We start from the raw sequence: 12671 nt of genomic DNA, 5'->3' as shown, positions 1-12671 counted from the left end.
CATGCTCGACACCGCGGTGCTGAACGACTTCATCGTAGAGGCGAAAGCCGCGACCTATGTCGGCGGCGGTGTGCCTCGCCCGCCCTGCCGGCCGGGTGCCCATGATATCGGCTACTTCAGCGGCGACTGGCGTTATCTGGACAGCTATTTCGGCGGCACCGATTTCGCCGGACAGGAAGTGGTTTGGTTTACCGGCGAACCCGTCTGGGCGATGAATTATTTCGGCTGCGTCGTCGCGTCCGATCTCATCGACGGCAGAGCCGCCGGGACCGTGATCAAGGCGGCGCTGTCGGCAATGTATCGGGAGGGCCGCTTTCTCGGCGGAATGGAATTCGATCATCCGTTCGGCCGCTATGTCGACCGCAGCGAAGGCGGCTGCGAGCGATTCAGTGGCCATGAATGCATCATGGTCGCCGGGCGGAAGGCTTATGTGCTCGATTACCGCGGCGGGCTGGTCGTCCCGTAGTCGAGCTAGAAGTCGACGACCTTGCCATCGGAGATCGTGACGCGCCGATCCATGCGGCCGGCGAGTTCGTGATTGTGAGTGGCGATGAGGGCAGCAAGGCCAGATTGGCGCACCAGCGCCTCCAGCGCATCGAAGACGTAGCTTGCCGTTTCCGGATCCAGATTGCCGGTCGGCTCGTCGGCAAGAAGCAGCGTCGGCGCATTGGCGACGGCGCGGGCGATCGCGACACGCTGCTGTTCGCCTCCTGAAAGCTCGGCCGGGCGATGCGAACCGCGATGGCCGATGCGCATATAGTCGAGGAGCTGACCGGCTCGCTCCTGGGCTTCCTTCCAGGACAGACCGGCGATCAGCTGCGGCATCATGATGTTCTCAAGCGCCGAAAATTCCGGCAGGAGATGGTGGAACTGGTAGACGAAGCCGATCTCGCGGCGGCGGATCGCCGTGCGCTTCTCGTCGGAAAGACCGTCACAGGCATGGCCGTTGATGGTGACTTCGCCGCCATCCGGATGCTCGAGCAGGCCTGCCACATGCAGCAGCGTCGACTTGCCCGTGCCGGAGGGGGCGACGAGGGCGACGATCTCCCCTTTCGACAGCGAGAAATCTGCTCCCTTCAAGATCGTGAGCAGCGTATCACCCTGCCCGTAATGGCGCTCGACGCCGGTAAGCTTGAGGACGACGTTGCGGTTCATGAATGCGGCATTCCTTATTCGTAGCGCAGGGCCTGCACCGGATCGAGCCTGGAGGCGCGCCATGCCGGGAAGATGGTGGCGATGAAGGAGAGGCTGAGCGCCATGACGACCACCGAGATCGTTTCGCTGATATCCATCTCGGCCGGCAGCTGGCTGAGGAAATAGACCTGGGGATTGAAAATCACGGTGCCGGATATCCAGGAGAAGAACTGGCGGATGGATTCGATATTGACGCAGACGAGAACGCCGAGCAGCACACCGGCAAGAGTACCGACGATGCCGATCGCCGCCCCGGTCATGAAGAAGATGCGCATGATGGCGCCGGCGCTGGCGCCCATGGTGCGCAGGATGGCGATATCGCTGCCTTTGTCCTTCACCAGCATGATGAGGCCGGAGATGATGTTCAGCGCCGCCACCAGCACGATCAGCGTCAGGATCATGAACATGACGTTGCGCTCGACTTGCAGCGCCGAAAAGAAGGTCTGGTTGCGCTGGCGCCAGTCAGTGAGGTTGATCTGACGGCCTGCCGCTTCCTCCACTTTGGGCTTCAGAGCATCGATATCGTCGGGGTGATCGACGAAAAGCTCGATCGACTGCACCAGCCCCTCGGCATTGAAATAAAGCTGCGCCTCCTCGAGCGGCATGAAGATGATCGAGGAATCATATTCGGACATGCCGATCTCGAACAGCCCGGAGATCTTGTAGGACTTGACGCGCGGGCTGACGCCCATCGGCGTAATGTCACCATCCGGTGACGTCAGCGTAATCAGGTCGCCGACGCGCAGGCCGAGCTGGTCGGCCATGCGGGTGCCGATCAACACGCCTTGGCCGGAAGCAAAACCCACCATGTCGCCCGGGTTAATATGCTCAGAAACCGCTTTGAGTTTGGTCAGATCTTCCGCGCGGACACCGCGCACCAGCGCACCGGTGCTGCCGCCAGCCTGGGCGGAGGCGAGCACCTGGCCTTCGACCAGCGGCAGCGCCATCTTGACGCCGGGCACGGCGGCGAGCCTGCTGGCGAGATCCGCATAATCAGTGAAAGGTCCGTCGACCGGCTGCACGATCATATGACCGTTGATGCCGAGGATGCGCGAGACGAGTTCGGTGCGAAAGCCGTTCATGACGGCCATGACGATGATCAGCGTCGCAACGCCGAGCATGATGCCGACGAAGGAAAAGCCGGCGATGACCGAGATGAAGGCCTCCTTGCGGCGGGCGCGCAGATAACGCCACGCCACGAGGCGCTCAAAGGTGGAAAATGGCTTGCCAGCCGGACCCAAGCCGGATTTTGAACTCCGGTCCACTGCTGCCTCTGCCATTTCGCCTCCGTTTCCTTAAGCCACGAACCTGTTGATCGCCGCTTCGATGGTCATCGTTTCACGGGCGCCGGTCTTGCGGTCCTTCACTTCGACCTCGCCGTTCGCGACCGCACGCGGCCCGGCGATGATCTGGACAGGTACGCCGATCAGGTCGGCCGTCGCGAATTTCGTGCCGGCCCGGTCGTCGGTATCGTCATAGAGCACATCCTTGCCGGCCTTTTTCAGCGCGGCGTAGATCAGCTCGCAAGTATCGTCGCAGGCCTCATCGCCCACCTTCATGTTGATGACGACGACATCGAAGGGTGCGACCGATGCCGGCCAGATGATTCCGTTCTCATCATGCGATGCTTCGATGATGGCGGGAACAAGGCGTGTCGGACCGATACCGTAGGAACCCATGTGGACGAAATGTTCCTTGCCATCCGGTCCTTGCACTTTCGCGCCCATGGGCTCGGAATATTTCGTGCCAAAGTAAAAGATATGGCCAACCTCGATGCCGCGAGCGGAAAGGCGCTCGGCTTCGGGAACGGCGTTGAAGGCAGCCTCGTCGTGCATTTCCGAGGTGGCCGCATAGAGCGAGGTCCACTTGTCGAAGATCGCCTTCAGGCCTTCGACGCTGTCGAAATCGGTGTTTTCGCCGGGAATATCGAAACCGACGAAGTCCTTATGGCAGAAGACCTCGGATTCCCCGGTATCGGCGAGGATGATGAATTCATGGCTGAGATTGCCGCCGATCGGGCCGGTATCCGCGCGCATCGGGATGGCGCGAAGGCCAAGCCGATCGAATGTTCTGAGATAGGCGGCGAACATCTTATTATAGGAATGCTCCGCCCCTTCGCGCGTCAAATCGAAGGAATAAGCGTCCTTCATCATGAATTCGCGCGAGCGCATGGTGCCGAAGCGAGGCCGGATCTCGTCACGGAACTTCAGCTGGATGTGATAGAGATTGAGCGGCAGGTCCTTGTAGGATTTGACGGAGGAGCGGAAAATATCCGTCACCATCTCCTCGTTGGTGGGGCCGTAGAGCATCGGCCGGTCCTGGCGGTCCTTGATACGCAGCATCTCCTTGCCATAGGCATCATAACGGCCGCTTTCCTGCCAGAGCTCGGCCGATTGCAGGGTCGGCATCGAAAGCTCGATAGCTCCGGCGCGGTTCTGCTCCTCCCGGATAATGGCGTTGACCTTGTCTAGCACACGCTTGCCGAGCGGCAACCAGGAATAGATGCCCTGAGACTGCTGGCGGATCATGCCGGCGCGCAGCATCAACCGATGGGAGACGATTTCCGCCTCCTTGGGGTTTTCCTTAAGGATGGGCATGAAGTAGCGAGACAGACGCATGGCGATTCCGGAGCAGTTGAGATCCCGCTGGCGAGCGGAATCGAAGATACGTTGTGAATGTGGGAGCGTTCATAGCCGCTTCGCAGCGGGAAGGAAACCCGCAACTGCTGTCGGGCGCCTCCGGGACACGCTTGTTCGCACCCGCAAAATGAAAGGGCGTGAAAAAGTGCGTGTTTATAAGGACTTGAACGAAAATCTTGTCAACAGAAAAATTTTGCTGGCGTGTAGCAAAAATGCAAAAAAAGCTAATGACAAAGCCCAATGTTTGGGCTAGTTTTAGCTCACAAAACAGGCAAGGAAGTTAATTCTTGCCATTTCGCGGTCAAGTCTTGGGAGGATCAGATCTTAGGCGCGCTCGTCGCAGCCCCGGCAACGGTTACAGATCACGCGATACTTAAAACAAGGCTTTTAGCCTTGTTTTTTTTTTGGTTTTTCACCCTCTCCTCCCCTTCAAACTCCAGACGGCTTCCGTAAGGTGAGCCCCTCATTCCGTTAGGCGAGCGCTCTGACGCGCCAGCATGACGCCACTGGACTTCCATGATAAGATTTGCATATGCTCAAAGTTTGAGCAAAAGCTATTTCAATAGAAGCTAGGCCCGAGTTGTGGAAGGGCGTCAAATCCCCAGCCGAAATAAGTGTCGCAGACATACCAGATGCCATAGATCAGCGCCGAGATCAGCGTCGTCAGCGAAAAGACGAAGGCGGCGCGAAAGCGGGTGGGCGCACTTGGCACGGTGCCGAGCACGACATCGTCGTCTTCCGCCTGGGTGCGCAGGCCGATCGGCAGAACGGCGAACAGCGTCATCCACCAGATGATGAAATAGACGGCGAATCCCTGAAGGAAGGTCTGGAGCATTATCTTTCCCGGTGGTGTCTTGCCGACAGAACGCGTGAAGCGCGGTGCCGCTTGGAGCTGGCGCACTTATACGGCGGAATAGCGTCCAACTCAAAGCGAACGCAACATTTCGCCGTCTTCGGGTCACTCTGCCGCAGCGAAAACGAGTCCGATTGTATTTGCTTTAGGCCTGTTCGAGTTCGATCAGCGTGCCGAAGAAATCCTTGGGGTGCAGAAAGAGCACCGGCTTGCCATGCGCGCCGGTCTTCGGCTGGCCGTCGCCAAGCACCCGCGCGCCGGCGACGACCAGTCGGTCACGGGCGAGGATGATATCGTCCACCTCGTAACAGATATGATGCATGCCGCCGGACGGGTTCTTTTCGAGGAAAGTTGCGATCGGCGAGTCTTGCCCGAGCGGCTGCAGCAATTCGACCTTGGTGTTCGGCAATTCGACGAAGACGACGGTGACCCCGTGTTCCGGCAGAGGCTGCGGCTGCGATACGGCGGCCCCCAGCGTGTCGCGATAAGCGGCCGTCGCCGCTGCGAGGTCGCGAACGGCTATGGCGATATGGTTCACTCGGCCGAGCATGGTCAGACCTTGGTGATGAAGGCGGTGACAAGGGGCTTTTTACCCCAGGCGTGATTTGCAGCTGCGCGGATGGCACGCCGCACGGCCTCCTGCAGCATGTCGATATCCTTGCGGCGGGCGCGCGGAATGCTTTCGATGGCGCTGATCGCCGCATCGTAGAGCGTATCTTCCATCTCCTCGCCTTCGTCATCATAAACCGGCAGGCCGATCGAGACGAGATCGGGATCGCCGAGAATGTCATACCGCGCGTCGAGCAAGACGTTTACCGCGACATGGCCGACATAGGAGAGTTTCTTGCGCTCGCCGATACCCATTTCATCGAAATCGCCGATCAGCAGGCCGTCCTTGTAGATCCGGCCATGCGGCGCTTCGCCGATCACCTCGACCGGACCTGGCGCCAGCCGCAGGATATCCCCGTTGCGCACCCGCGGGACGATCGCAATGCCGGATTGCTCGGCAAGCTCCTTATGCGCCGTCAGATGCGTCGCCTCGCCATGCACCGGCACGACGATTTTCGGCCGGGTCCACTCATACATCCTCTGCAACTCGTTGCGGCGCGGATGGCCGGAGACGTGGACGAGCGCCTCGGTATCGGTGATGATATGTACGCCCTGCTCGACAAGGCCGTTCTTGATATCCTGGATCGCCTTCTCGTTGCCGGGAATGGCGCGCGAGGAAAAGACGACGATATCGCCTGCCGCAAAGGCCACGTTGCGCATCTCGTCGCGGGAGAGCTTGGCAAGGGCGGCCCGCGCCTCACCCTGGCTGCCAGTCAGGATGACGACGACCTTGTCGCGCGGAATGTAACCGTACTCCTCCTCGGAAATGAAAGGTTTGACCCCTTCCATCAGGCCGATATCACTAGCGACATCGACGACGCGCTTCAGCGAACTGCCGAGCAGCAGCACTTCGCGGCCGGCCGCCTCGGCAGCCTCGGCTACGGTGCGAATACGCCCGACATTCGACGAGAAGGTGGTGATCGCCACCCGGCCCTCGGCATCCTCGATGATCTTGCGCAGGCTTTCCGACACATCTTTCTCGGAGGGCGAAACACCGTCGCGCAGGGCGTTGGTGGAATCGCACATCAGCGCCAGCACGCCCTCGTCGCCAAGCTGGCGGAAGCGCGTCTCATCGGTCAGCGGCCCGAGCGAAGGCTCGTGGTCGATCTTCCAGTCGCCGGTGTGGATAACGTTGCCGGCCGGCGTGCGGATCATCAGCGACATCGGCTCGGGAATCGAGTGATTGACGGCCACACCTTCGATGCTGAAGGGGCCGACATTGATCGTGTCGCCTGCCTTGAACGGCGTCACCGGCACTTCGCCGATCGTTGCCTTCTCGAAGTTGCGTTTGGCTTCGAGCAGACCCGATGTAAAGGCCGAGGCGAAAACCGGAACATTTAGGCCCGGCCAGAGGTCGGCAAGCGCCCCGTAATGGTCTTCATGGGCATGGGTAATGATAATCGCTTTGAGGTTCTTGCGCTCGCTGGCGAGGAAGCGGATATCGGGCAGAACGAGATCGACGCCCGGCAGGTCGGGTCCGGGGAAAGTGACGCCGCAGTCAACCATGATCCACTGGCGATGCTCGGGCGGGCCGTAGCCGTAAAGGGCAAGATTCATCCCGATCTCGCCGACGCCACCCAGAGGCAGGAATACCAATTCGTCCTGTTTCGCCATAATTTTCGTTTTTTCCGCTATCCAAAAAACACATCACCCGCGGCAATAGACATGACCGTGCCAGCGCCGGTATCGAGCATCAACAAGCCATTATCATCAATCCCGGCGAATTGTCCGGAAATCGACCGGTCCGGTAAATTGACCGTGATATTTTCCCCGACGCCGCAGGCGATGGCGCGCCAGCGCGCGGTGATCTCGGCAATGCCGCGGCCCTGATCCCATATTTCGAGCACATCCGCCGTCGCCGCGAAGAGATGGGCGAAGAGCTCCTCCGGCGACGCCGCGCTCGCATGCTCGCGCAGGCAGGTGACGGGATAGAGCGGATTGTCCGGCATGACCGAGACATTGATGCCGATGCCGACGATCAGCGCATAGCGGCCGTCCGGCAGCCTTTCGCCTTCGATCAGGATGCCGCAGGTCTTCTTTCTGCCGATGAGGACATCGTTCGGCCATTTGACCTCGAGCGGCTCGGCGCCCAGCGGCAGCACCCGGCGGATCGCCTGGTGAACGGCAACGGCGATTGCCAGCGGCAGCGAGCCGAGGCGCTCAATCGGCGCCGGGTCGATCAGCAGAAGAGAGGCGTAGAGATTGCCGCGTTCGGAAACCCAGAGCCTGCCGCGACGGCCGCGGCCGCCCGTCTGCCTCTCGGCCGTCACCCAGAGATTGCCGGGATCCCCCGCCCGGGCTCGGGCGAGGCATTCGCTGTTGGTGGACGATGTTTCCGACAGAGCCTCATGCCTGATATCGCCGAGCGATATCCGGCGCCGTCCGTCGGAGGCCATCAGAAGAGCGTCGCGGCGGCAAGCTCTGCCGCGCCGCCGATCGGGCCGCCGATGAGGACATAAGCGGTGACGAAGAGACCGGAGACACCGAAGACCAGCCGCAGGGCGCCGGAGACACGGGCGAATTCGCCGGTCGCTTCATCGAACCACATCAGCTTGATGACGCGCAGATAATAATAGGCGCCGACGACCGAGGCGAGAACGCCGATGATGGCGAGCGCATAAAGCTTGGCTTCGATGGCGGCGACGAAAACGAAGTACTTGGCGAAGAAGCCTGCCAGCGGCGGGATGCCGGCGAGCGAGAACATCAGCGCCGTCAGCACGACGGCCATGAACGGGTTTGTCGTGGAGAGGCCGGCGAGATCGTCGACGTTTTCGACGACGGTGCCGTCCTTGCGGCGCATCGACATGATGATTGCAAAGGTGCCGAGCGTCATGATCATGTAAATGACCATGTAAAGCATGACGCCGGAAACACCGGTCTGATTGCCGGCAGCTAGGCCGACCAACGCATAACCCATGTGGCCGATCGAAGAATAGGCCATCAGCCGCTTGATGTTCTTCTGACCGATCGCGGCAAAGGAGCCGAGCAGCATCGAGGCGATCGAGATGAAGACGACGACCTGCTGCCAGTCGGCCAGAACCGGCTGGAAGGCGGTGATGACCATGCGTGTCATCATCGCCATGGCGGCAACCTTGGGGGCTGCGGCAAGGAAGGCGGTGACCGGCGTCGGCGCGCCTTCATAAACATCCGGCGTCCACATGTGGAACGGAACGGCCGAGATCTTGAAGGCGATGCCGGCGAGGATGAAGACCAGGCCGAAGATGAGGCCGAGCGACCGTGCGCCCTCGACGGACAGCGCCTGGGCAATTTCGGCGAAATGGGTGTGACCGGTGAAGCCATAGACCAGCGACATGCCGTAGAGCAGCATGCCGGATGACAGTGCGCCGAGCACGAAATATTTGAGACCGGCCTCGGTCGACTTCAGGCTGTCGCGGTTGATCGCGGCGACGACATAAAGCGCCAGCGACTGCAGTTCCAGCGCAAGATAGAGCGAGATCAGGTCGTTGGCCGAGATCATCAGCAGGATGCCGAGAGTCGCCAGCAGCAGGAGAACCGGGAACTCGAACTTGTCGAGCTGATTTTCGCGGGCATGCCCCATCGTCATGAACAGAGCGACCAGCGAACCGAGGAGCGCCACCAGCTTCATGAAGCGCGAGAAGCCGTCGGCCATGTAGACGCCGCCGAAGGCGAGGCCTTCCGCCGGCACGAAGAGCAGCCACAGACCGGATGCGAGCAGCAGCACGATGGCGAGGCCGGTGACGACAAGGCCCGACCGCTCGCCTGAGAAGACGCCGACCATCAACAGGACCAGGGCGCCGACCGCGAGGATGAGCTCCGGCGCGGAAAGATGCAGACTGAGGAGAATTGTTTCAGCGGTCATGTCCGATAAGTCCCGTCATCATTTCATAGACAGCGCAACGTTCTGCGCTGCGTGCACGGCGGCCGTGTAGTTGTTGACCAGCAGATCCACCGAGGCGGCCGTCGCATCGAAGACCGGAGCCGGATAAACGCCGAAGAAGATGGTCAGCGCGACCAGCGGATAAAGGATCAGCTGTTCGCGTCTGGAAAGATCGAGCAGCGCCTTCAGCTTTTCCTTCTCCAGCGCGCCGAAAATTACCCGGCGATAGAGCCAGAGCGCATAGGCGGCCGAGAGAATGACGCCGGTGGCGGCAAAGAGCGCGACCCAGGTGTTGACCCGGAAGACGCCGATCAGCGTCAGGAATTCGCCGATGAAGCCAGACGTGCCGGGAAGCCCGACATTGGCCATGGTGAAGACCATCATCGCCACGGCATATTTCGGCATGTTGTTGACGAGGCCGCCATAGGCGTTGATCTCGCGGGTATGAGTACGGTCGTAGACGACGCCGACGCAGAGGAAGAGCGCGCCGGAGACGATGCCGTGCGACAGCATCTGGAAGATCGACCCCTGAACACCCTGCATGTTGGCGGCGAAGATGCCCATGGTCACGTAGCCCATATGCGCCACGGAGGAATAGGCGATCAGTTTCTTCATGTCGTCCTGCATCATCGCTACCAGCGAGGTGTAGATGATGGCGATGACCGACATGGCGAAGACGAGCGGCGCAAAATAATCGGACGCGACCGGGAACATGCCGAGCGAGAAGCGGATGAGACCGTAGCCGCCGAGCTTCAGGAGCACGCCGGCAAGGATCACCGAGCCTGCCGTCGGCGCCTGAACGTGCGCATCCGGAAGCCAGGTATGAACGGGCCACATCGGCATCTTCACTGCGAAAGAGGCAAAGAAGGCAAGCCAGAGCCAGGTCTGCAGCGCCGGCGGGAACTTGTAGGCGAGCAGCGCGGTGATGTCGGTCGTGCCGGCCTGCCAGTACATCGCCATGATGGCGAGCAGCATCAGCACCGAGCCGAGCAGCGTATAGAGGAAGAACTTGTAGCTCGCATAGACGCGATCCTTGCCGCCCCAGACTCCGATGATCAGGAACATCGGGATGAGGCCCGCCTCGAAGAAGACGTAGAAGAGCACGATATCGAGCGAGACGAAAACGCCGACCATCATCGTTTCGAGGATGAGGAAGGCGATCATGTATTCCTTCAGGCGCCTCTCGATCGAGAGCCAGCTCGCCAGCACGCAGAAGGGCATGAGGAAGGTCGTCAGGATGACGAACAGCATAGAGATGCCGTCGACGCCGACGTGGTAGCCAATGCCGGTGCCGAGCCAGTCATGCTTCTCGACCATCTGAAAGCCTGGATTGGCATTGTCGAAGCCGATCCAGATGACGAGCGAGACGATGAAGGTGAAGACGGTGGTGATCAGCGATATCCCCAGCACGTTTCTCCGGCCGCTTTCGCTGTCGCCATTCATCAAGAGCAGGAGCACCACGCCGGCGAGCGGCAGGAAGGTGACCGTTGAAAGAATAGGCCAATCGGTCATCAGAAGGAACTCCCGAGCATCATCCAGGTAACGAGCGCCGCAATGCCGAGCAGCATGGCGAAGGCATAGTGATAGAGGTAACCGGTCTGCAGGCGGACCACGCGATCGGTGACGGCGACGACGCGGGCGGCGACACCGTTCGGCCCGTAGGTATCGATGACGCCGACGTCACCCTTCTTCCACAGGAAGCGGCCGAGCGCCCTTGCCGTGCGGACGAACAGGAAGTCGTAGAGTTCGTCGAAATACCACTTGTTGAGCAGGAAATGGTAGAGCACCCGGTGCTGCTTGGCGAGGACGCGCGGCGTCTGCGGCGAGCGGATATACATGTACCAGGCAATGACGAAACCCAGCACCATAGCGATGAAGGGGCTTAAGCCGACAAGCGTGGGTACATGATGGAACTGTTCGAGGAGTTCGTTTTCGGCACCGGTAAAGAGCGCGCCCTTCCAGAACTCGGCATATTCCTCGCCGTAGAACCGGCCTTCGAAGATCACGCCCGCAAATATGGCGCCGAGCGCAAGGATATAGAGCGGCACCAGCATGACCTGGGGCGACTCGTGGACGTGGTGCATGACCTCATGCGAAGCGCGCGGCTTGCCGAAGAAGGTCATGAAGATCAGGCGCCAGGAGTAGAAGCTGGTAAATAGAGCCGCAATGACCAGCAGCGAGAAGGCGAAGCCCGAGACCGGCGAATGCGATGCGTAGGTCGCCTCGATGATCACGTCCTTGGAGAAGAAGCCGGCAAGGCCGAACGGCGTGAAGGGAATGCCGACGCCGGTGATCGCCAGCGTGCCGATGATCATGAGGCCGGCGGTAACTTTGATGTGCGGATACAGGCCGCCCATGTGGCGCATGTCCTGCTCGCCGTCGACGGCGTGGATGACCGAGCCGGCACAGAGGAAGAGCAGCGCCTTGAAGAAGGCATGCGTGAAGAGATGGAAAATCGCCGCGCCGTAAGCCCCTACCCCGAGCGCCACGAACATGTAGCCGAGCTGCGAGCAGGTGGAATAGGCGATGACGCGCTTAATGTCGTTCTGCACCAGGCCGACGGTTGCCGCGAAGAAGGCGGTGATCGCGCCGATCACGGTGACGACCGTGAGCGCATCCGGCGACAGTTCGAACAGCGGCGACATGCGGGCGACGAGGAAGACGCCGGCGGTGACCATGGTCGCGGCATGGATGAGGGCCGAGACCGGGGTCGGGCCTTCCATCGCGTCCGGGAGCCAGGTGTGCAGCAGGAACTGCGCCGACTTGCCCATTGCGCCCATGAACAGCAGCAGGCAGATGCCGGTCAGCGCGTGCGCCTTGTCGAGCTGCATGCCGAAGAGGTTGAGGATCACTTCGCTCGCCTCACCGCCGCCTTCATGCGGGGCGAAATTCGATGCATTGGCGAAGATCGTATCGAGGTTAATCGAACCAAACAGCACGAAGACACCGGCAATGCCCAGCACGAAACCGAAGTCGCCGACGCGGTTGACGATGAAAGCCTTCATCGCCGCGGCCGTCGCCGACGGCTTCTTGAACCAGAAGCCGATCAGAAGATAGGAGGCGAGACCGACGCCTTCCCAGCCGAAGAACATCTGCGCCAGGTTGTCGGCCGTCACCAGCATCAGCATGGCGAAGGTGAAGAGCGAGAGATAGGCAAAGAAGCGCGGGCGATGCGGATCGGTATGCATGTAGCCGATCGAATAGATATGCACCAAGGTCGAGACCGTGTTGACGACGATCAGCATGACTGAGGTCAGCGTATCCACGCGCAGCGACCAGGAGACGTCGACGCCGCCGGACTGGATCCAGCGCAGCACCTCGACCTTGATCGGCCCGCCTTCAAGATGGCCCATGCCAACGTTGAAGAAGACGATCCACGACAGGATGCCGGCGATGATCATCAGGCCGCTGGTTACATATTCCGAGGCCTTGGCGCCGATGGCGCGGCCGAAAAGGCCGGCGACGATCGCGCCGATCAAGGGAAGAAAGACAATAGCCTTATAGAGGAACATGAGCC

The 12671-nt window shown here is 60.7% G+C and carries 11 protein-coding genes; 1 reads left to right on the top strand and 10 read right to left on the bottom strand.

What is annotated here, in order from left to right; genetic code table 11:
• Position 1: 1 nt before the first annotated feature.
• Complete coding sequence (locus NL154_RS07250; RefSeq protein ID WP_210628275.1) at positions 2–466, top strand: DUF5680 domain-containing protein; 465 nt, start codon at positions 2–4, stop codon at positions 464–466.
• A gap of 5 nt (positions 467–471) precedes the next feature.
• Here NL154_RS07250 and NL154_RS07245 read toward each other — a convergent pair whose 3' ends face one another.
• From NL154_RS07245 to nuoL, 10 genes are all read right to left on the bottom strand, one after another.
• Complete coding sequence (locus NL154_RS07245; RefSeq protein WP_210628276.1) at positions 472–1155, bottom strand: ABC transporter ATP-binding protein; 684 nt, start codon at positions 1153–1155, stop codon at positions 472–474.
• A 14-nt stretch (positions 1156–1169) separates the two neighbouring features.
• Positions 1170–2474 carry a lipoprotein-releasing ABC transporter permease subunit gene (locus tag NL154_RS07240; protein WP_210628277.1) on the bottom strand — a complete coding sequence of 435 codons (1305 nt, stop codon included), beginning with the start codon at positions 2472–2474 and terminating at the stop codon, positions 1170–1172.
• A 15-nt stretch (positions 2475–2489) separates the two neighbouring features.
• Entirely contained in the window at positions 2490–3812 is a 1323-nt protein-coding gene (proS, locus tag NL154_RS07235) for a proline--tRNA ligase (protein WP_210628278.1), read from the bottom strand.
• A 580-nt stretch (positions 3813–4392) separates the two neighbouring features.
• The gene (locus NL154_RS07230) at positions 4393–4668 is read right to left on the bottom strand and encodes a DUF1467 family protein (RefSeq protein ID WP_210628279.1); all 276 of its coding nucleotides are present in this window, start codon (positions 4666–4668) and stop codon (positions 4393–4395) included.
• A 163-nt stretch (positions 4669–4831) separates the two neighbouring features.
• On the bottom strand, positions 4832–5236 hold the full coding sequence (gene mce, locus NL154_RS07225) for a methylmalonyl-CoA epimerase (RefSeq protein WP_210628280.1): 405 nt from the start codon (positions 5234–5236) through the stop codon (positions 4832–4834).
• Positions 5237–5238: 2 nt separating this feature from the next.
• The gene (locus NL154_RS07220) at positions 5239–6909 is read right to left on the bottom strand and encodes a ribonuclease J (RefSeq protein WP_221147470.1); all 1671 of its coding nucleotides are present in this window, start codon (positions 6907–6909) and stop codon (positions 5239–5241) included.
• Positions 6910–6926: 17 nt separating this feature from the next.
• Entirely contained in the window at positions 6927–7691 is a 765-nt protein-coding gene (locus tag NL154_RS07215) for a biotin--[acetyl-CoA-carboxylase] ligase (protein WP_434733848.1), read from the bottom strand.
• A complete protein-coding gene (nuoN, locus tag NL154_RS07210; RefSeq protein ID WP_434733847.1) occupies positions 7691–9136 on the bottom strand; it encodes an NADH-quinone oxidoreductase subunit NuoN in 1446 nt (481 codons plus the stop codon). Before nuoN ends, NL154_RS07215 begins: the two co-directional genes overlap by 1 nt.
• Before the next feature lie 18 nt (positions 9137–9154).
• Positions 9155–10666 carry an NADH-quinone oxidoreductase subunit M gene (locus tag NL154_RS07205; RefSeq protein ID WP_210628284.1) on the bottom strand — a complete coding sequence of 504 codons (1512 nt, stop codon included), beginning with the start codon at positions 10664–10666 and terminating at the stop codon, positions 9155–9157.
• Complete coding sequence (gene nuoL / locus NL154_RS07200; protein ID WP_210628285.1) at positions 10666–12666, bottom strand: NADH-quinone oxidoreductase subunit L; 2001 nt, start codon at positions 12664–12666, stop codon at positions 10666–10668. The genes NL154_RS07205 and nuoL overlap by 1 nt, the downstream gene beginning before the upstream one ends.
• Positions 12667–12671 lie beyond the last annotated feature (5 nt).

It is taken from the genome of Rhizobium sp. YTUHZ044, from assembly GCF_051123975.1.
Lineage (GTDB): Bacteria > Pseudomonadota > Alphaproteobacteria > Rhizobiales > Rhizobiaceae > Rhizobium.
This window is presented reverse-complemented; position numbering and strand designations above follow the sequence as displayed.